The 18,983-nt window shown below is 48.3% G+C and carries 20 protein-coding genes; 15 read left to right on the top strand and 5 right to left on the bottom strand.

Annotation, left to right across the window (positions count from 1 at the left end; all coding sequences use genetic code 11):
• Positions 1-24 precede the first annotated feature (24 nt).
• The 13 genes from CXF70_RS01810 (at position 25) to rpiA (ending at position 13,321) form a co-directional block, all read left to right on the top strand.
• Entirely contained in the window at positions 25-651 is a 627-nt protein-coding gene (locus CXF70_RS01810) for an anthranilate synthase component II (protein ID WP_101801259.1), read from the top strand.
• On the top strand, positions 626-2,368 hold the full coding sequence (gene pabB, locus CXF70_RS01815; protein WP_101801260.1) for an aminodeoxychorismate synthase component I: 1,743 nt from the start codon (positions 626-628) through the stop codon (positions 2,366-2,368). The genes CXF70_RS01810 and pabB overlap by 26 nt, the downstream gene beginning before the upstream one ends.
• A gap of 643 nt (positions 2,369-3,011) precedes the next feature.
• Positions 3,012-3,770: a 2-dehydro-3-deoxy-D-gluconate 5-dehydrogenase KduD gene (gene kduD / locus CXF70_RS01820; protein WP_084243751.1), complete on the top strand. Its 759-nt coding sequence runs from the start codon at positions 3,012-3,014 to the stop codon at positions 3,768-3,770.
• Between the two features lie 113 nt (positions 3,771-3,883).
• Positions 3,884-4,780 carry a phosphogluconate dehydrogenase (NAD(+)-dependent, decarboxylating) gene (gnd, locus tag CXF70_RS01825; protein WP_101801262.1) on the top strand — a complete coding sequence of 299 codons (897 nt, stop codon included), beginning with the start codon at positions 3,884-3,886 and terminating at the stop codon, positions 4,778-4,780.
• 78 nt (positions 4,781-4,858) lie between these two features.
• On the top strand, positions 4,859-5,917 hold the full coding sequence (locus CXF70_RS01830) for a TRAP transporter substrate-binding protein (RefSeq protein ID WP_101801263.1): 1,059 nt from the start codon (positions 4,859-4,861) through the stop codon (positions 5,915-5,917).
• Positions 5,918-6,044: 127 nt separating this feature from the next.
• Entirely contained in the window at positions 6,045-6,554 is a 510-nt protein-coding gene (locus CXF70_RS01835) for a TRAP transporter small permease (protein WP_084243754.1), read from the top strand.
• 33 nt (positions 6,555-6,587) lie between these two features.
• On the top strand, positions 6,588-7,862 hold the full coding sequence (locus CXF70_RS01840) for a TRAP transporter large permease (RefSeq protein WP_084243755.1): 1,275 nt from the start codon (positions 6,588-6,590) through the stop codon (positions 7,860-7,862).
• A gap of 38 nt (positions 7,863-7,900) precedes the next feature.
• Entirely contained in the window at positions 7,901-8,869 is a 969-nt protein-coding gene (locus CXF70_RS01845) for a sugar kinase (protein ID WP_101801264.1), read from the top strand.
• An 18-nt stretch (positions 8,870-8,887) separates the two neighbouring features.
• A complete protein-coding gene (locus CXF70_RS01850) occupies positions 8,888-9,532 on the top strand; it encodes a bifunctional 4-hydroxy-2-oxoglutarate aldolase/2-dehydro-3-deoxy-phosphogluconate aldolase (protein ID WP_101801265.1) in 645 nt (214 codons plus the stop codon).
• Between the two features lie 388 nt (positions 9,533-9,920).
• Positions 9,921-11,069: a galactonate dehydratase gene (gene dgoD, locus CXF70_RS01855; protein ID WP_101801266.1), complete on the top strand. Its 1,149-nt coding sequence runs from the start codon at positions 9,921-9,923 to the stop codon at positions 11,067-11,069.
• A 272-nt stretch (positions 11,070-11,341) separates the two neighbouring features.
• Positions 11,342-12,337: a C-terminal binding protein gene (locus CXF70_RS01860; RefSeq protein ID WP_101801267.1), complete on the top strand. Its 996-nt coding sequence runs from the start codon at positions 11,342-11,344 to the stop codon at positions 12,335-12,337.
• Positions 12,338-12,357: 20 nt separating this feature from the next.
• Positions 12,358-12,624: an HPr family phosphocarrier protein gene (locus tag CXF70_RS01865; RefSeq protein ID WP_084243760.1), complete on the top strand. Its 267-nt coding sequence runs from the start codon at positions 12,358-12,360 to the stop codon at positions 12,622-12,624.
• 13 nt (positions 12,625-12,637) lie between these two features.
• Entirely contained in the window at positions 12,638-13,321 is a 684-nt protein-coding gene (rpiA, locus tag CXF70_RS01870) for a ribose-5-phosphate isomerase RpiA (protein WP_101801268.1), read from the top strand.
• A gap of 71 nt (positions 13,322-13,392) precedes the next feature.
• On the opposite strand, the gene CXF70_RS18290 is transcribed toward rpiA, so the two are convergent.
• From CXF70_RS18290 to CXF70_RS01890, 5 genes are all read right to left on the bottom strand, one after another.
• Entirely contained in the window at positions 13,393-13,794 is a 402-nt protein-coding gene (locus tag CXF70_RS18290) for a hypothetical protein (protein WP_199172769.1), read from the bottom strand.
• Positions 13,795-13,800: 6 nt separating this feature from the next.
• Positions 13,801-14,520 carry an MFS transporter gene (locus CXF70_RS18295; RefSeq protein ID WP_199172770.1) on the bottom strand — a complete coding sequence of 240 codons (720 nt, stop codon included), beginning with the start codon at positions 14,518-14,520 and terminating at the stop codon, positions 13,801-13,803.
• 64 nt (positions 14,521-14,584) lie between these two features.
• Entirely contained in the window at positions 14,585-15,112 is a 528-nt protein-coding gene (locus CXF70_RS01880) for a TetR/AcrR family transcriptional regulator (RefSeq protein ID WP_101801269.1), read from the bottom strand.
• Between the two features lie 248 nt (positions 15,113-15,360).
• On the bottom strand, positions 15,361-15,813 hold the full coding sequence (locus tag CXF70_RS01885) for a DUF305 domain-containing protein (protein WP_101801270.1): 453 nt from the start codon (positions 15,811-15,813) through the stop codon (positions 15,361-15,363).
• 195 nt (positions 15,814-16,008) lie between these two features.
• A complete protein-coding gene (locus CXF70_RS01890; protein ID WP_101801271.1) occupies positions 16,009-16,596 on the bottom strand; it encodes a YdhK family protein in 588 nt (195 codons plus the stop codon).
• 278 nt (positions 16,597-16,874) lie between these two features.
• Between CXF70_RS01890 and CXF70_RS01895 the strand changes: the two genes are divergently transcribed.
• Both CXF70_RS01895 and CXF70_RS01900 read left to right on the top strand, forming a co-directional pair.
• A complete protein-coding gene (locus CXF70_RS01895) occupies positions 16,875-18,278 on the top strand; it encodes a sensor histidine kinase (protein ID WP_101801272.1) in 1,404 nt (467 codons plus the stop codon).
• Positions 18,256-18,939: a response regulator transcription factor gene (locus CXF70_RS01900; protein ID WP_199172771.1), complete on the top strand. Its 684-nt coding sequence runs from the start codon at positions 18,256-18,258 to the stop codon at positions 18,937-18,939. Before CXF70_RS01895 ends, CXF70_RS01900 begins: the two co-directional genes overlap by 23 nt.
• The last annotated feature ends 44 nt before the right edge of the window (positions 18,940-18,983 follow it).

Here is an 18,983-nt window from a genome sequence, read left to right on the forward strand (position 1 = left end):
AACCTTATTGAAGAGGTGTTTTCCATGATTCTTATTATCGATAATTACGATTCATTCACATATAATCTTGTGCATTATTTTGAACAGCTGGACCCCGAAGTGCGGGTTTTTCAGAATGCCGAAATCACGGCAGAAGAAATCGACAAACTGGCTCCGGATCTCATCGTCCTGTCGCCTGGTCCCGGCCGTCCTTCAATGGAAGGGGCCAGCAGCGATGTGCTTGAAAAGCTGAGATGCAAAATGCCGATTCTTGGCGTCTGTCTTGGCCATCAGGCGATTGTCGAATATTTCGGCGGTGCCATTGTCAAAGGCAGCCAGCCCGTCCATGGCAAGGTATTCGAGATGACTCACGATAGGAGAGGGTTGTTTGAAGGCATCCATTCGCCGACACAAATTACCCGCTATCATTCATTGGAAGCTCAAGCAGGGTCAATGCCGGACTGCCTGGAAATCACTGCCCAAACAAATGACGGGTCAGTGATGGCCGTCCGCCATCTTGAATTGCCCATAACCGGCATTCAGTTTCATCCCGAATCCATCATGACGCTCGATGGCTTTCAGATGTTGAAAAACGCCTGCGAGCAAGCGAAAGCCTGGAAGTCAGCGCAGAAAGGAGATGCGGCAGATGAAGAAACCCTATCTTCTTTTTGAGTTTCAAAACGAGCAGGGAAACATTGAACCGCTCGCATTTTCAGAGCCGGTTCGGATTCTGCAAACAAGGGAGCTTTCAGAAGTTCCTTCTATTATAGAAGAAATCGATCAGGCTACAGAGCGGGGCTATTACGCCGCCGGATTTGTCTCGTACGAAGCGGCACCGGCTTTTCACCCTGAAATGAAAACCCGCGAAATCGCTTCCCTTCCATTATTATGGTTTGGGATTTATAAAAACCCTGACGTTAGGAAAGAGAGTTTATCCGATTCTGATACTTACTCAGTTGGCGACTGGAAGCTCACTGGCTCGCCAGCGCATTACCAAAACGGCATTGCCAGCATCAAAAACACGATTGCGGAAGGCCATACTTACCAAGTCAATTACACTGAAAGGCTGCATGCGGATTTCAGTGGCAGTGATTTCGCGTTTTACCGCCAGCTGGCGCGTAATCAACAGGCAGGCTATGGTGCTTATCTCAATATCGGCGATTACAGCATCCTGTCCGCTTCACCTGAGCTTTTCTTCAAAGTGCAGAATGGCAAGCTGACAACCAAGCCGATGAAAGGCACAGCTCCAAGAGGCCGCACACTCGATGAAGACAAGATGCACATTGCCAAACTGCGGGCTTCTGAAAAAGAGCGGGCAGAGAACCTGATGATCGTGGACCTGCTTCGAAATGATATGAGCCGTCTTGCGAAGAGAGGATCGGTCAAAGTCGACAAACTGTTCGAAGTGGAAACGTATCCGACCGTCCACCAGATGACGTCGACAATCACGGCGGAGCTTACTCCGGCTTTAACGATGATGGACTGGTTCAAGGCTTTATTTCCTTGCGGGTCAATCACCGGCGCACCGAAAATCAGCACGATGGAGACGATCGCGGCACTTGAGTCGACACCGCGGGAAGTATATTGCGGGGCTATCGGATACATAACGCCAGCTAAAGATGCAGTGTTCAGTGTGCCGATCCGCACAGTGGTTGTTGACAAGGAAACGAATCGCGCGCGTTACGGCGTTGGTGGGGGAGTGACTTGGGATTCGACTTCGGAAGGCGAATTCAAAGAACTGCAGACGAAAGCCGAAGTGCTGACAACGCGCAGGCCAGAGTTCGAGCTGCTTGAATCGCTGAAGCTCGAGAACGGAATGTACCCTTTGCAGTCATATCATATGAAGCGTTTGCTTGACTCGGCTGCTTATTTTAACTTTCGGACGGATGAAGCGGCGATAAGCGCTAAGCTTGCTGAACTGGCGAAAGAATTTCCGCGGGGAACCTTCAAATTACGGTTTTTGCTCAGTCGCAGCGGAGAATTCACTGTTGAAGCGCAGGAAACGGCGCCAATCACTGGGCCGGTGCATTGCAGTCTGGCTGACGCCGCCATCGACAGCGGAAATCCATTTCTTTATCATAAAACCACGTCACGCCAAGTTTATGAACAAGCCGCGGAAACAATGTCGGCGGATGCTTTTTCGGTATTACTATGGAATGAAAGACAGGAACTCACGGAATTTGCAATCGGCAATCTGTCAGTCGAAAAAGATGGAGAGTTTTTCACGCCGCCAGTGAGCTGCGGATTATTGCCGGGGACTTTCCGACAGCAATTATTGGATGCAGGAGAAATCAAGGAAAAAATCATCCGCAGAGATGAACTTGAAGATTATGATGCTGTTTGGTTCATCAATAGCGTCCGTGGCTGGCTGCGGGTGGAAATGATCTGAAGAAAAAATGAAGCGGCAGGTTTTTCGTCTACGAAAAGCCTGCCGCTTTTTGTTTTTGGCTAATATTAAGCGAGGATTTAATCAGTGGAAGGCCAGAAAAATTTCTATGATCACTCAAACGATTCTATGATCACTCAAATGATTCTATGAGCATTCAGACGATTCTATGATCATTCAAACAGTTCTATGATCACTCAAACGATTCTATGATCACTCAAACAGTTCTATGATCACTTAAATGATTCTATGAGCATTCAACGTATTTCACCCACACCTATAACTCCAGCCAATCCACTAGGCGGTTTTCCTATCTCCAATAACGTGGCAACTTCCCCTAATCTCCACATCTCCTCCTACCAGTGAACCAGTCTTATGGAACTAAATTCCGTAAGTAACATCGCATTTAGATAAAACATTTTTCGATAATTTAAAATAATGGTTGAAATAATTTCCGTACGCTTTATAATAAAGTTTATGGAAGGGTTTACATTCTCTTCTTTCAAATGAAATTACCCACATAATTTCGCGAGGTAAACGCATTATTAACTGAATAGCACCACGGAATTTATTTCCGTAATATATGTTGGCATAGGACAATTCAACACACACCGTCAAGCCGACGGCAGAAAGCGGGGGTTCGATTATCAATCAATCACTTTTTGATCTGACAGGAAAAACCGCGGTGATCACCGGCGGCAACCGGGGGCTCGGGAAAGAAATTTCACTGGGATTGGCGAGAGCAGGAGCGGATATCGTCGTTGTTGCAAGAACCATCGATGAAGCGGTGCTGGATGAAATTCGAAAACTCGGCGTGAAAGCGGCAAAAGTCGAATTCGACTTGCTGAATTTTGAACAATACGGCGAGTTGCTGGAGCGCTGCAAGGAATTGACTGGCAGCATCGACATCCTCATCAACAATGCCGGTGTTCAAAAGCGGCATGATTCGACCGATTTCCCTAAGCAGGACTGGGATTTTGTAATGGACGTCAACGCCAATGCGGCATTCTTCATGTGCCAGACATTCGGGGCGCATATGCTGGAAAACGGCAGAGGCAAGATCATCAATCTGGCTTCGCTGCTTTCTTACCAGGGCGGCCTTCGGGTTCCTGCTTACGCGGCGAGCAAAGGAGCCGTGATCCAGTTTACAAAATCGCTGGCCAATGAATGGGCGCATCGCGGCGTCAACGTCAATGCCATCGCTCCGGGCTATATGGATACGGAGATGAATACGGCATTGCTGGCTGACGAAACGCGCAACCGCCAAATCCTTGAACGCATTCCGGCGGGACGCTGGGGCAAACCTGAGGATATGCAAGGGGCCGCCATTTTTCTGGCTTCCGCTGCTTCCGATTATCTCCACGGCATCACCATTCCGGTGGACGGGGGCTGGCTCGGAAGATAAATCACTAAAACAGCAAAAAAATAATAAAATACTTCTTGAAATGGACAGCGGCATACGATAAAGTTTGACGGGCGCCGAATGTTTTCTGAAGTGGAAAGAAAGGGGTTACAAGCATGAAATTAGCAATGATAGGCGTCGGCAAGATGGGCTATAACCTGGCGTTGAACATGATGGACAATGACCATCAGGTAGTGGCGCACGATGCAAACAGTGAGCAAGTCGACAAAATCGCGGCTGATGGCGCGATTGGCGCATATTCACTCGAAGAAGTCGTTCAGCAATTAGAAAAACCCCGCGTTCTGATGATGCTGGTGCCGCACGGCGAGATTACGGAAAATGTCATTGCGACATTAAAACCGCTTCTTGACGAAGGCGACATCATCATCGATGGAGGCAACTCCAATTATAAAGAATCGGTGAGACTGGGTGAAAGCCTGAAAGAAAAAGGCATCCACTTCATGGATTGCGGAACAAGCGGCGGTGTTTCCGGCGCGCGTGAAGGAATCTGCACAATGATCGGCGGAGACCCGGAAGCGTTCAAAATCATCGAACCGGTCATCAAGAGCGTTTCTGTCGAAAACGGTTATTTCTATACCGGCGAACTCGGCAGCGGACATTTCCTTAAGATGATCCATAACGGCATCGAGTACGGCATGATGCAGGCGATGGCTGAAGGCTTCGATATCCTCGAGAAGAGCGAATACGATTATGACCTGGAAGGCGTGGCGAAAGTCTGGAACAACGGTTCCGTCATCCGCTCATGGCTGATGGAATTGGTCGAAAGCGCATTTTCGAAAGATCCGAAACTGGAAGAGATCCGCGGCGTCATGAACTCTTCTGGTGAAGGGAAATGGACGGTTGAAACCGCGCTTGATCTTCAGGTGCCGGCTCCGGTCATCACGATGTCACTGCTGATGCGCTACCGTTCACAGGAAGACGATACCTTCACCGGTAAAGTCGTAGCAGCGCTCCGCAATGAATTCGGCGGCCACGCAGTCGTCAAAAAATAGTTCAGTTACACACGCTTCACCACATAAAATCTTTTACAAATTTTACATCAAATAAAACATGAAAAAGGGGAGACTGACATGAAAAAGATTTTTTCTTTATTCGTATTGGCAATGATGGTATTGGTTCTTGCAGCATGCGGAGGCGGAAACGACGAAGCATCTGAAGGTTCGGCAAGCGAAGGCGAAGGATCAGGCGAAACAAAAACAATCCGCGCTGGTATCGGCCTTAACGATTCACACCCGCAATACCTGGCATTATTGGAATGGAAAAAAATTGTTGAAGAGAAAACTGACGGCGCGATCAAAGTTGAAACTTACCACAGCAGCCAATTGGGCGATGACCGCGCAATGACTGAAGCTTTGCAGCTTGGTTCACAGGAAGTAACAATTCCTTCAACGGCACCGATCGCTAACTTTGTACCTGAGTACAGCGTATTTGATTTCCCGTTCCTGTTCCCGAACGAGCAAGTAGCGGATAAAGTATTGGACGGCGAAGTTGGACAGAAATTCCTTGATAAATTGGAAGACCAGAACCTTGTAGGCCTTGCTTACTGGGAAAATGGATTCCGTGATGTAACAAACAGCGAACGCGCAATTGAAACTGCAAGCGATTTCGAAGGCTTGAAGCTTCGTACAATGGAAAATGATTTGCACCTTGATGCTTTTAAAGCACTTGGAGCTAACCCGACGCCAATGGCATTCGGTGAATTGTTTACAGCAATGCAGCAAGGTACTGTCGATGGACAGGAAAACCCGATCCCGACAATCTACCTGCAAGGTTTCTACGAAGTACAGGATTACGTTTCTACAACACACCATATCTACAGCCCATTCGTATTCTTGATGAGCAAGGAATTCTTTGATGGCTTGACTGAAGAGCAGCAGACAATCGTAACAGAAGCGGCTGTTGAAGCGGGTAAAATGAACCGTGAACTTAACCGTGAAGCTGTTGCGGAATATGCTGACGAATTGAAAGCTGAAGGCATGAACTACAACGAAGTATCTCCTGAAGCCCGTGCGGAAATGGTGAAAATCGTTCAGCCGGTCCTTGATGAGTACGCAGAAAAAATCGGTAAAGAAACTGTTCAGGAAGTCTACGACGCTGTCGCAGAAGCTGAAGCAGAATTGGCAGAATAATAAATAGGCAGCGGCTTTGAGGAGGAATATTTCCTCAAAGCCGTTTTCTTGCTTTTCTGGAAATGGAATTTACATCTTTCTACTCCCCTTGTAGACAAATAAAATTTTATTGATGAAGGAGACCGACATGAAAATCATACATTGGTTAGACCGGCATATCGAAGAAGTGCTATTGGTGCTTTTTACCACGATCATGGTAGCGGTCATTTTCCTGCAAGTGGTCATGAGACAACTCGACAGCTCTTTGTCCTGGACTGAAGAATTGGCGCGCTACAGCTTTATCTGGCTGGTCTATATCGGCATCAGCTACGGCGTCAAAAAAGACCGTCACATCAAAGTGGATGTACTGCTATTGGTACTTAAAAACAAAGGCAAAATCATTCTGACGATCATCGCTAATCTGCTGTTCATCGCTTTCGCCATCTTCGTAATCCGCTATGGCTACGACATAGCGAGCCAGCTGCTGGCATTCGGCCAGAAATCTCCGGCCAACCAGATTCCGATGGGGCTCATCTACCTGGCGACACCGGTCGGCATGGGCTTGACGCTGATCCGTCTGGTGCAGAACCTTGTGAAACACATCAAAGCGTTAAAGCATGAAATGAACCAGGATAAGCAAATCGAAAAACTAGGGTAGGTCCCGGAATGAAACATCTAGGAGGTTTATAGAATGACTATTGCAGTGTTATTTGGCAGCTTTGCGCTTTTGCTGATCCTGACGGTGCCAATTGGTATCGCCATCGGCTTATCAACACTTATCACAATTATGTATACGGGCAGTCTGCCGGTCGAATTCCTCGCGAAGGAATTGATCACATCTGTCGATTCGTTCCCGTTAATGGCGGTTCCATTCTTCATCCTTGCCGGTGAAATCATGGGCAAGGGCGGTATTTCCGAACGCCTCTTCAATGTAGCGAACGCGCTGGTCGGCAACAGAACCGGCGGCTTCGCCATTGCGACAATCATCACATGTATGTTCTTTGCAGCCATATCCGGGTCCGGTCCCGCAACGGTTGCGGCAATCGGCGGAATCATGATTCCGGCAATGGTGCGCCAGGGTTATGACATCAAATTCGCAACGGCTACTGTAGCAGCAGCCGGTTCGATCGGTGTCATCATCCCGCCGAGTATCCCGATGGTCATCTACGGCGTAACCGGCAGCGTTTCTATCGGTGATCTTTTCATCGCCGGTATCGTTCCCGGAATCCTTGTCGGTCTGTCAATGATCGCCTGGGCTTACTTCTATTCGAAGAGTAAAGGCTATAAAGGCCTTGAAGAAAAGACTTCATTTAAAAAAATCGGTGTCGCTTTCTGGGAAGCAAAATGGGCATTGCTCATTCCAATCATCATCCTGGGCGGTATTTACGGCGGTTATTTCACACCGACAGAAGCCGCTGTCATTGCAGTCGTCTACGGTTTATTCGCAGCGATGGTCCTTTACCGCGCATTGAAAATCCGTGATTTGCCGAAAGTCATCATCGATTCCGCGCTGACGACAGCGACAGTGCTGATCATCGTCGGAACAGCGAACGCTTTCGGACGTCTCCTGACAATCGAGCAGGTGCCAAACCAGATTGCTGAGGCGATGCTGTCAATTTCCACGAACCAGTACGTCATCATCTTACTGATCATGCTGTTGTTGCTGGTCGTCGGCATGTTCATGGATACACTTGCCGCCATCATCATCCTGACGCCGATTCTGCTTCCGATTGCAGTCCAGATCGGTTATGATCCGGTCCATTTCGGTATCCTGATGGTCGTCAACCTGGCAATCGGTTTCTTCACGCCACCGGTCGGAGTCAACTTATTCGTCGCATCCGGGATTTCCGGCGTATCGATCGAAGCGCTGTCCCGCGCCGTGTTGCCATTCGTCCTTTCAATGATCATCACATTATTATTCCTGACATTCGTTCCGGCTATCACGATGTTCTTCATTCCGGAGTAATGAAACCGGGAATTACGTTAGAGAAGGTTGTGTCTTAAATGGAGAAATCAGAAGTGTTTACATTTGGCGAAACGATGGTGCTGTTCCAGCCTGAGCAGATGCTGCCGCTGGAATACATCCATCAGTTTCCGAAGAAAATCGGGGGAGCGGAATCAAATGTCGCGATCGGCCTTACGAGACTTGGCCATTCCGTCAACTGGTTCAGCAAACTCGGCAACGACCCATTCGGGCGTTTTGTAGTGAAAAGCATACGCGGGGAAGGCGTCGACGTTTCATCCTGTCTGCAGACAGATGAAGCGCCGACTGGCCTCCTGTTCAAAGAACAATTATCGCCGGAAGACATGAACGTCTATTATTACCGGAAGGGGTCTGCAGCCAGTCTGATGCAGCCGGAAGAACTGGATGCCGGCGCGATTGCGGCGGCACGCATTCTCCATATCAGCGGTATCACGCCGGCGCTAAGCGATTCGGCACGCGCCACTGTTATGGAAGCAATCGAGATCGCGAAACGCAATGGCACGAAAATCGTTTTTGACCCGAATCTGCGCTTGAAATTGTGGAGCGCTGAAGAGGCGAAGAAAACGTTCAACGAAATTGCCGCAAACGCCGATGTCATCCTCCCTGGACTCGATGAAGGCCAGCTGATGACCGGTGAAACAGACGTCGAAGCAGTGGCTCAGGCACTTGCAGACGGGGATAGTGAAAAAATCATCGTCATCAAACTGGGCGATAAAGGGGCTTACCTGCATGCAGGCGAACAGAAAGCTTATATATCAGGCTTTCCGGCAGACCACATCGTCGATCCTGTCGGTGCTGGAGACGGCTTTGCTGCAGGTGTCATCAGCGGCCTGCTGCGCGAAGAGCCGCTGGAACAAACGGTCCGCCGCGCCAATGCGATCGGCGCAATGGTCGTTGGTGTCAGCGGTGACATCGAAGGGCTGCCGACATTCGAGGCAGTCGAACGCTTCATGAAACCAGCCGGCGCCAACCGAGACGTAAAACGTTAAACCGAGGAGGAAGCAGCCATGAAAAAATGGGAAAACCTTATTCGCCTGAAAGAATCAGGACTCATCGCAGTCATCCGTAAACCCAAACAATCACAGATCCACCAAATCGCGGAAGCGCTTGTCGAAGGCGGTACCGGTGCCCTTGAAATCACGTTGGACACTCCTGGCGCACTCGGCATGATCTGCGACCTGAAAGAGAAATTCGGTGACCGCGTCCTTGTCGGCGCTGGAACCGTCCTCGACGCGCCATCTGCCAAAATGGCCATCGATGCCGGGTCGGACTTCATCTTCTGCCCGAGCTTCGATATCGACACCATCCAGATGGCGAACCGCTACGGGCGCATCTCCATTCCGGGCGTCATGACGCCAACGGAAATCGTCAACGCTTATTCCGCAGGCGCCGACCTGTTAAAGATTTTCCCAGGTGCCGCACTCGGTGAAGCCTATATCAAAGATCTCCGAGGGCCGCTTGGCCACATTCCGATGATGCCGACGGGCGGCGTTTCTTTGGACAACGTCGAAACCTTCATCAAAAACGGCGCCGTGGCAGTCGGAGCTGGCGGCTCTTTAGTCGACAGCAAAGCGATCGCAGAAGAGCGCTACGAAGTATTGACGGACCTGTCCCGCCAATTTATCGGGAAAATTAAAAACGCTCGGAGTTAAATCGGGCGTTTTTTGGCGTTGAGAGAGAGTGAAGTGTGACGTTGCGTTATTGTTTTCGCTTGCGTATGCCGAGAATAGCGGTCGAATCGGCGAACGTAGATATATCTCGCTGAACGTCGATATAATCTTCTGAGCGTTGATATATTTTTTTGAACGTCGATATAATTTCCTGAGCGTCGATATAATTTCTTGAACGTTGATATAAGAAAATCCGCCGAATCAGTGAGCAAGAAAGTCAATCTGAGAAGCAGGATATAAAAAGAATCAGGTTTTATTTCCATCCAAATCTCTGCAAAAAACCAAAATCTAAAGACGAACGGATGCTTTTCGCACACGAAAAGCGAAAAACCGGACATAAAGATCATAAAAAAGAAACGAGGTTTTTATTGTGAAAATCACGAAGCTGGAAACATTTATCGTTCCGCCGAGATGGCTGTTCCTGAAAATCGAAACCGACGAAGGCATTGTCGGCTGGGGAGAGCCGGTCGTTGAAGGCCGCGCCGCTACAGTCGAAGCTGCTGTCCATGAGCTTGGCGATTACCTGATCGGCAAAGACCCGCGTCGCATCGAAGATTTGTGGCAGATGATGTACCGTTCAGGCTTTTATCGTGGGGGTCCGATTTTGATGAGCGCGATTGCCGGAATCGACCAGGCGCTGTGGGATATCAAAGGGAAATACCACAACGCACCGATTTCAGAATTGATGGGCGGAGCAGTCCGCGATTCAGTCCGTGTCTACTCATGGATCGGCGGGGACCGTCCGAACGATGTCGGCACGGCAGCCAAAGAAGCTGTTGCAGCAGGGTTCAGCGCTGTGAAGATGAATGGTACGGAAGAGCTGCAATACATCGACTCCTACGAAAAAGTCGATCAGGCGGTTGAACGCATTGCGGCAGTCCGGGATGCGGTCGGCAAATATGTCGGCATCGGCATCGATTTCCACGGCCGAGTACATAAACCGATGGCGAAAATCCTCGTCAAAGAACTCGAGCAATTCCGCCCGATGTTCATCGAAGAGCCGGTCTTGCCGGAAAACAATGAAGCCCTGCGTGAAATCGCGCACATCACCAATATTCCGATTGCGACAGGTGAGCGCATGTTCTCAAAATGGGATTTCAAGAAAATCCTGTCGGACGGCTACGTCGACATCATCCAGCCGGATCTGTCGCATGCAGGAGGAATCACGGAATGCAAGAAGATTTTTGCAATGGCAGAAGCTTACGATGTAGCGGTTGCGCCGCATTGCCCGCTCGGCCCGATCGCTTTGGCGTCCTGCCTGCAGGTCGATGCCACGTCGCATAACGTCTTCATCCAGGAACAGAGCCTCGGCATCCATTACAACCAGGGCAGCGATCTGCTCGATTACCTGAACGACAAAACGGTCTTCGAATACAAAGACGGTTATGTCGATATGCTGCAAAACGCAGGTCTCGGCATTTCCATCAATGAAGACTTCGTACGCGAACAGGCGAAAATCGGTCACAACTGGAAAAATCCGGTATGGCGCCATAAAGACGGCTCTATTGCTGAGTGGTAAATACTGATTAAAATTAATGAGTTAACCATTGCAAACGGCGCCGGCGCTGAGAGAAATCTCTAGAAATATGGAGCAAAATAACGAAGACTCCCAGGGGAAAAGAAACGGAGTTGGTTTCCAACTCCGTTTCGAGCGAAGTGCTGAGATCCACTCGGACGAAGGTTACTGAGTCCGAGTTAGCTCAGCTCAAGCCCACAGGAAAGCGGAGTTATTTTGCGGAATATCGGTTATTATAATTTTTTTTTTTACATTCACCAAAAGGAGAGAACCCCATGAGCCCATTCAAAGTGGTCGTCACCGACTATGAATACAGCACATTCGCACCGGAAGAAGCCGTTCTGGACAAGCTCGGCATCAAACTGACTTTCGAACAATGCAAAACGGAAGACGACGTCATCGCCGCCTGCAAAGACGCCGATGCACTGATCAACCAATACGCGCCAATCACGCGCAAAGTCATCGAACAGCTTGATAATTGCAAAGTCATTTCACGTTACGGCGTCGGCTTCAACACGATTGACGTTGACGCAGCGACTGAAAAAGGCATCATCGTCGGGAACGTCACCGATTACTGCCTGGACGAAGTTTCAAACCACGCGATGGCATTGCTGCTGTCGCTGGCGCGCAAAGTGACGCTCCTCAATAACTCGGTGAAAAACGGCATCTGGGATTTTAAAGTCGCTGTGCCGATTTACCGCCTGCAAGGGAAGACGCTCGGCCTTGTCGGTTTCGGTAACATCCCGCAGACTGTTGCGAGAAAAGCGAAGGCATTCGATCTGAACGTCATCGCCTATGATCCATTTGTGGCACCGGAAGTCGCAGCTGCACAAAACGTAGAACTCGTGACTCTTGAAGAATTGTGCGAGCGCTCAGATTACCTTTCTGTCCATGTGCCGCTCAATGCGCATACGGAAAAGATGATAAGCACGAAAGAATTCGCTATGATGAAAAAAGAAGCATTTATCATCAACACGGCCCGCGGGCCGATCATCGATGAACAGGCACTGATCGAAGCGCTGCAGGCAGGAACGATTGCCGGCGCCGGCCTTGATGTGCTTGAAACAGAGCCGATTGCCGCCGACAACCCGCTTCTGGCAATGGAAAATGTCATTCTGAACCCGCATTCCGCTTTTTATTCTGTTGAAGCGGAAACGGAACTCAAGCGCAAGACGGCGGAAAACGTGGCCGATGTGCTGTCGGGCTATTACCCGACCTATCTGGTCAATAAAGCCGTCAAAGAGAAAGTGAACTTGGAAGACAAGCTGTAAACAATAAAGGAGGAATTTTCATGGAGAAAAGCGTATCGAAAGACATCACCGTCAATATTTCAGACAAGACGACCATCGTCGAAGTCAGCAAAGCGACACAGAAATACCAGTCGGAGATTTATTTGAAGAAATCGGTCAACGGCACGCCTTACGAAATCAACCTGAAAAGTTTCCTTGGACTGATCACGCTGCAATTGCGAAATGGCGACGAACTCAATATCCGTACTGTCGGTGAAGATGCGGAAGAAGCGATGGCAGACGTCGTTTCCTATTTGAGCCAGGGCTAAGGAGGTGTTTCGGATGACAGAGAATCAGGACCTTTATAAAAAAGCCGCTGCTGAACAGGCGGTGGAATACGTGGAAGACGGCATGGTGCTTGGACTGGGTTCCGGCACGACCGTCTACTGGCTGCTGAAGCGTCTCGGAGAACTGGTCAACCAGGGCCTTAATATCAAAGGCATTCCGTCCTCACTCCGGACAGCAGGCTGGGCGAAGGAGTTCGGCATTCCGCTGACCGATTTCTCGGAAGTCGAAACACTCGATCTGGCGATTGACGGAGCGGATGAAATCGATCCGGATTTCCAGCTCACCAAAGGCGGCGGCGGTTCACTCGTCCGTGAAAAGCTCGTCAACGCGCATGCCAAACAGGTCATCATCATAGCGGACCAGTCGAAAATGGTCGACCGGCTCGGAAAATTTCCGTTGCCGGTCGAAGTGCTGCAATTTGCGTGGCAGCGCACGGCCGACAAAATCGAGGCGCTTGGTGCCAAGCCCGTGCTGCGGGAGCGGGACGGCGAAGTGTTCGTGTCGAACAACGGCAATTACATTCTCGACTGCGCTTTTGAGTCGATTGAAGACCCGCGCGCCCTTCACAACCAACTTAAACTGCTGCTCGGTGTCGTCGAAACAGGCCTGTTCATCGATATGACCGACAAAGTCATTCTGGCGGGGCCGGATGGTGCGCAGGTAATCAATAAAAATTAATGCCACTGAACAATAAAAGAACGTCCGCAAAAGTCTCAGGACATTTGCGGACGTTCTTTTTTTAATTTGCTTCACGCTTTGTTTTCAGAAATCTTAATTTTGCAGAAGACAAAGAGAGCGCCGGCGATTGAAAATGCGATAAAGGCGAAAGGGAAAGAAGTTCCGTCAATCAGCAGCCCGGCGATGACCGAACCGATCGACTGCCCGATGCCCAAAGAGAAGAAGGCGATGCTGACGCCGATGAAAGGCGAATCGGGGAATTGTCGGGTACCCCAAACGATGATTAAGCCGGTCATGAAAATGAATGAGATGCCAAAGAGTACAGCAGACAGGTAGATGCTGGCCTGATAAGGGAGTGTCAGGAAGAAAAGGGAAGCTGATAAAGTCAGCATCCCTAAGCGATAAGACTTGGCCAGTCCCAGTTTGCTGATTGTGGCACCGGCGATTCCACCGAGTATGCCGGCGCCTCCCATGATGATTCAGAACACTGCGCTTTCTGCCGTGTTGTTATCGTGTACCATGGTTACGTAACTTCTTGAAAATGTCCAGTAGATGGAGGAGGCCAAGCCGATGCCAATAGAAGCAATGATGAGAAAACGGGCGTCCATCAATAACTTCTTCCCGAATTTGAGACGGGCTGGAGCGGCGGAATCCTCTGTTTTATTCGTTAAAGCAGCCGCATTCCACCAGACCGAACCAAAAGCGAGGACCGCAAACAGGACATATCCCCATCTCCATTGTTCGGAAAAAAGCAAAACTGCAGGACCGGTCAGGACAATACCGACGCTGGTGCCGGTGTTGATCCATGTATTCCCTTTATCCTGCAGATCGGGAGTCAAGGATTGAACCACGATTTGGCTGAAGGCTGGTGAAATCCAGCCGCTGCCAAGACCCGCAACAAATGCGCTGAGAAGCAATATGATGAAATTGGGTGAAGCCGCCATCCCAAGCATGCCGAGGATGGCAGTCACGCCTGATAACAGGACGATATGCCGTGCTCCGGATTTGGAGATGAAGATGGAAGCGGTGATTAAAGCCGCGGTATAGGCTAAATAGGCAGCGGACCCCACATAGCCGGCCTGGCTTTCTGAAAGATTCAAGTCGGCACTGATATTCGGCAGGAAGAGACCAAAGCTATATCTGGCAAATGCGTATGTAACGCCGATCATGGATATGCCAGGCAAGACAATTTTCCACATAACAATCAACTCCTATATTTATATAGAACGGTCACTCTATAAATGAGGTAAAAAAAGTAAGCTGTCAACTTACTTCAATACAGTCCACAAATGATTTCAAAACATCTTCCACTTCTTTGATATCAGTGGTCTCGGCCAGTGAAGTCGTACCTTCGAACAACAGCGATAATTTCATAGCCTCGCTTCTGTCCAATCCGTATGCCTGTATAAAGCGGATCGTATTTTCTTTATGGGAATTCACACTGGTGACAATCGGATGATCGGAATCGCTGCTGAATTCCTCTTTCGCCCGCAGGAACATACAGCCGTTCGAAGCTGTGTCTTTCAGCCATGCCAGATGGGCAGAAGCAAGCTTTTCCTGCACAGTACCTGTCTCCTCGGTGATGACTTTCCGCAGCACATCAAAATAGGCCTGTTCTCTTCTATTAAGGATTTCTAAAATCAATTCTTCTTTAGAAGCGAAATGATTGTAGAGAGTCATAAGCGCAACCTCTGCTTCCTGTACAATCGCCTTCAAGCCAATGGCATGAAAGCCGTGGGTATAGAAAAGCCGTTCTGCGGTTACCAGTAAATCTTCTCTTTTAGAACTCATAGAATCGGCCTCCTTTAGTTTTTAGATATAACGGTCACTCTAAAACTAACATGGACCATAGCCATATACAAATAAAAGCGGCCGTCATCCGGATACAACAAAAGAAACGTCTGATTGAACTGCTGGAAGAAATAAGGGATAAGAAGTAAGAGTCGGCAAATTGTTAAAGATGACCTGATGATACCGAAACAAATAGGAAAGCCAAAAGCGAAACATCTTCGCTTTTGGCTTTCCTTTTTCGCTTTAAATCATTCTTCGTTTTCAAGCTTTTCTATCAGTTCTTTCATTTTGGCAATTTCTTCACGCTGTGTTTTGATGATCGTATCTGCAAGTTCTCTGACCTCAGGATCTGATATGTCGGCACGTTCACTGGTCAGGATAGCAATGGAATGATGAGGGATCATCGCTTTCATCCAACCCTCATCTTCAATCAGCACCTGGCTGCGGACCAGCCAAAGTGACAGTGCGAACACGACAGCGCTGCCGGCTAAAATGATGGAATTCACTTTCTTGTTCTTATACATCGGCCACATGAATAGCAGCATGACTATGGCCATGACGGAACCCATGATCAATGCCATATAGATTCGGGTCTCACTGTATGTGACATGTTCAAACTGGAACACATTCAAAAACATCAGCCAATACATTAGAAAAGTCGAAGTTAAAATCATGATTCCGAATTTAAAATAACTGTTCATAAAACCTTCTCCTTTCGTCATAGTTTATGTGATGGTCCGCCGGAAAAGTCCGTTCACTATTTGTATACCATTTAGAAGTATGAATAAACTCCATAGAAAGTGCATAATTAAGCCGGCAAAACATTTTAATGATAAAACGGAAAAACCACCGATCCGATTAAGAATCAGTGGTTCTTCCATAGCATTCAATATTCGTTAATTCGCTGAAAGCTCGTCTTCAGTCACCCATTTATGGTTGGTCACCTTATCATTGCCGGTCGTCGTGTTGAAGTCGATCATATAGACGGTAGTTTGCTCAGCAGAATCGACCGTGGCCGTAACCCCATCCATTCCCTTCATATGATCTGCAGCAAGAACAGCTTCATCTCCGGGTTCCAACGGTTCCTCCCCGGCATTTTCAAGTTCTTCATGAATTACCCATTTATGATTGGAAACCGGTTCGCCGCCATTGGCCGGGGTATAAGTGACAGCATAAACTGTCGTATCATAAGCGCCGACAATCGTAGCTTCAGCACCTTTCATCCCTTCCATATGATCGGAGTTGATGACGGCCTGGCTGCCGACTTCGTATAACGGATTTTCGGCTTCTTCCAATCCAGCCGGCAGTTTCCCGGAACCGGAATGGTCCATCTCCATGTGTCCGGAATCGTGGTTCATGCTGTCCTCGTTTACAGGATCCATGTCCATGTTTTCGTTTGGCATATCGTTTCCTGTGTTGCATGCGCTTAACGTCAATGCTGCCAAAAAAGACAAAAATCCCATCGTCCATCTATTTTTATGCATATAAATCCCTCTTTCCATGTTTTTCTGTTCTCACTTTACCCAAAAAGAATGCGCAATGTGTGCAGGAACCATGACATTTCAAGGACAATGAAATTATCGGTGGCCATGGGGAGTTTCAAAGAAAGTTTTTGACTGTAGAAGAAACTGCACAAAAACTTGAAACTTTTCCGCTAAACTGTTTTGAAAGCTATACGGCAATGACCCGTTTGATGAAGTATACTATTGACAATAAAGGTCAGCGGCAAGGAAATACTATTTGAGTTAAAAAGAGGGACGCTATGCTAAATCGCCTTGCATTAAAAATCGGATTACTATTTTTGGGGTTCATCATACTTATTGAATCGGTTCTGTTTTTGACTTTGTATATTACTTTTGTCAACGAACGGGTCGATGAAGTCATGACAAACTTGCTTGCAAGAGGCAATACACACAGCGAAGTATTGGCCGGCAGTTTTGAACCGGCGACTTTGGAACATGTGGCCCTGATGGAATCTGCATCCGATTTCATCGTCATCATAACCGACGCTGCCGGCAATGAATTGATTCATTCGGATTCCATTGAACCTGAGATGAATGCTGTTTTAGAGCATACGGATTTTGATGAAGTTGCGCACGAAGGGGAAATAGTGGAAGAGAGATGGAACGAAAAAGAATTCATCGCGACTGACAGCCCGGTTACGATTGATGGGGAACATCGTGGCCACGTCTTTATGTTTGCAGGAACGAATCAAATCCAGCAGATGGTCAGCCACCTGAGAAACCAATTTCTCGCTGCGGGTCTTATGGCACTCGGGCTGACAATCATTACAATTTTTTTATTATCACGATTTATCACATTGCCGCTGATCAGAATGAAGAAAGCCACAGAACAATTAAAGAGCGGAAATAACAAGGTGAAGCTGAATATTGAACGCAACGATGAACTGGGTGAATTGGCGTTTGCCATCACTACTTTATCAAGTGACTTGGATCGCTTAAGAAATGAACGAAATGAATTTCTGGCGGATATCGCCCATGAGCTGCGGACTCCGCTTACCTATATAAAAGGGTATGCGGATATTGCGAGCCGCCCGACAGCCTCTGATGAGGAAAAAGCCCAATATATCACGATCATACGGGAGGAAACTGCCCATCTGACAGAATTGATCCGGCAATTATTCGAATTGGCGCAGCTGGATCACAACCAGTTTGAGATACAAAAAGAGGAGTTCTCTTTGAATGTGCTTTTCCAATCCGTCGTCGCTCTGGTGCGTCCAGCTTTCGATGAGAAGAAAATCGAATTGTCCATAATATGTGATCCAGCTACAATCGCCTTTATCGATCCCGAACGGTTCCAGCAGGTGCTGCTTAATATATTGGACAATGCCCGCAAGCACTCGCCGGAAGGGACGCGTGTCACACTGGCTGGCGGCGGTGATGAACAGCGGACTTGGATAAGGGTCAGTGATGAAGGGGAAGGCATACCCGAGAAGGATATTCCCTTTATATTCGAACGGCTTTACCGTGTAGACAAATCCAGGTCGCGGCAATTCGGCGGCAGTGGGCTGGGATTGGCGATTGCCAAAGAGATCGTCGAATCGCATGGTGGCCACATCACTCTTGAAAGTGAGCAAGGACAAGGAACAACCGTCCGGATTGAGTTGAAAAGAGGTGAATCGGATGAAGAAAGTTCTGTTGATTGATGATGAAAACCGGATGTTGGATTTACTGGCTTTGTATTTGCAGCCCCACCAGTATCTTTGCAAAAAAGCATTGGGAGCAAAGGAAGCACTTTCATATCTGGAGCAGCAGCCTTTCGACATTGTGCTGCTGGATATCATGATGCCGGAAATGGATGGCTGGGAATTGTGCCGTGAAATCCGGACGTTTTCAGATGTGCCCATCATTATGCTGACAGCCCGGGAGCAACAGGAAGATATCATAAGAGGATTGAATCTTGGAGCGGATGATTACATCACGAAACCATTCAATGAAGAAGAACTGCTGGCACGGATGACAGCATTATTGCGCAGAAGAACGCCAAAAAACATCATTGAAGTGAATGGGCTGCTGTGGAATGAAGAACAATTTGAACTCAGTTACCGCAAACACGCCATCAAGCTGACACCGAAAGAATTCCTGATGGTGGGCCACCTGATGAAAAATAACAACAAAGTATTTACAAGGGACCAGCTGATTCAGCTGATTTGGGGGTATGACTCTGAGACGGAAGGACGCACCATCGATTCGCATGTACGAAATGTCCGCGAAAAAATACGGCAATCAGGCTTTCCTGTCGATGATCATTTCATCACCGTCTGGGGCATCGGCTATAAATGGACAAACGAAGCAGAACAAATTTAAAAAACACGGCGAAAAATTTTTCCGCCGTGTTTTATAATAGCTGT

The sequence above is a fragment of the Planomicrobium sp. MB-3u-38 genome (assembly GCF_002836425.1).
Classification (GTDB): Bacteria; Bacillota; Bacilli; order Bacillales_A; family Planococcaceae; genus Planococcus; species Planococcus okeanokoites.

What these genes read in the sequence shown, in the direction of transcription:
- CXF70_RS01810 (WP_101801259.1), top strand. Translation starts at nt 25, where the DNA reads ATGATTCTTATTATCGATAATTACGATTCATTCACATATAATCTTGTG.
- pabB (WP_101801260.1), top strand. Translation starts at nt 626, where the DNA reads ATGAAGAAACCCTATCTTCTTTTTGAGTTTCAAAACGAGCAGGGAAAC.
- gnd (WP_101801262.1), top strand. Translation starts at nt 3,884, where the DNA reads ATGAAATTAGCAATGATAGGCGTCGGCAAGATGGGCTATAACCTGGCG.
- CXF70_RS01830 (WP_101801263.1), top strand. Translation starts at nt 4,859, where the DNA reads ATGAAAAAGATTTTTTCTTTATTCGTATTGGCAATGATGGTATTGGTT.
- CXF70_RS01835 (WP_084243754.1), top strand. Translation starts at nt 6,045, where the DNA reads ATGAAAATCATACATTGGTTAGACCGGCATATCGAAGAAGTGCTATTG.
- CXF70_RS01840 (WP_084243755.1), top strand. Translation starts at nt 6,588, where the DNA reads ATGACTATTGCAGTGTTATTTGGCAGCTTTGCGCTTTTGCTGATCCTG.
- CXF70_RS01845 (WP_101801264.1), top strand. Translation starts at nt 7,901, where the DNA reads ATGGAGAAATCAGAAGTGTTTACATTTGGCGAAACGATGGTGCTGTTC.
- CXF70_RS01850 (WP_101801265.1), top strand. Translation starts at nt 8,888, where the DNA reads ATGAAAAAATGGGAAAACCTTATTCGCCTGAAAGAATCAGGACTCATC.
- CXF70_RS01860 (WP_101801267.1), top strand. Translation starts at nt 11,342, where the DNA reads ATGAGCCCATTCAAAGTGGTCGTCACCGACTATGAATACAGCACATTC.
- CXF70_RS01865 (WP_084243760.1), top strand. Translation starts at nt 12,358, where the DNA reads ATGGAGAAAAGCGTATCGAAAGACATCACCGTCAATATTTCAGACAAG.
- rpiA (WP_101801268.1), top strand. Translation starts at nt 12,638, where the DNA reads ATGACAGAGAATCAGGACCTTTATAAAAAAGCCGCTGCTGAACAGGCG.
- CXF70_RS18290 (WP_199172769.1), bottom strand. Translation starts at nt 13,794, where the DNA reads ATGGGAGGCGCCGGCATACTCGGTGGAATCGCCGGTGCCACAATCAGC.
- CXF70_RS18295 (WP_199172770.1), bottom strand. Translation starts at nt 14,520, where the DNA reads ATGTGGAAAATTGTCTTGCCTGGCATATCCATGATCGGCGTTACATAC.
- CXF70_RS01880 (WP_101801269.1), bottom strand. Translation starts at nt 15,112, where the DNA reads ATGAGTTCTAAAAGAGAAGATTTACTGGTAACCGCAGAACGGCTTTTC.
- CXF70_RS01885 (WP_101801270.1), bottom strand. Translation starts at nt 15,813, where the DNA reads ATGAACAGTTATTTTAAATTCGGAATCATGATTTTAACTTCGACTTTT.
- CXF70_RS01890 (WP_101801271.1), bottom strand. Translation starts at nt 16,596, where the DNA reads ATGCATAAAAATAGATGGACGATGGGATTTTTGTCTTTTTTGGCAGCA.
- CXF70_RS01895 (WP_101801272.1), top strand. Translation starts at nt 16,875, where the DNA reads ATGCTAAATCGCCTTGCATTAAAAATCGGATTACTATTTTTGGGGTTC.
- CXF70_RS01900 (WP_199172771.1), top strand. Translation starts at nt 18,256, where the DNA reads ATGAAGAAAGTTCTGTTGATTGATGATGAAAACCGGATGTTGGATTTA.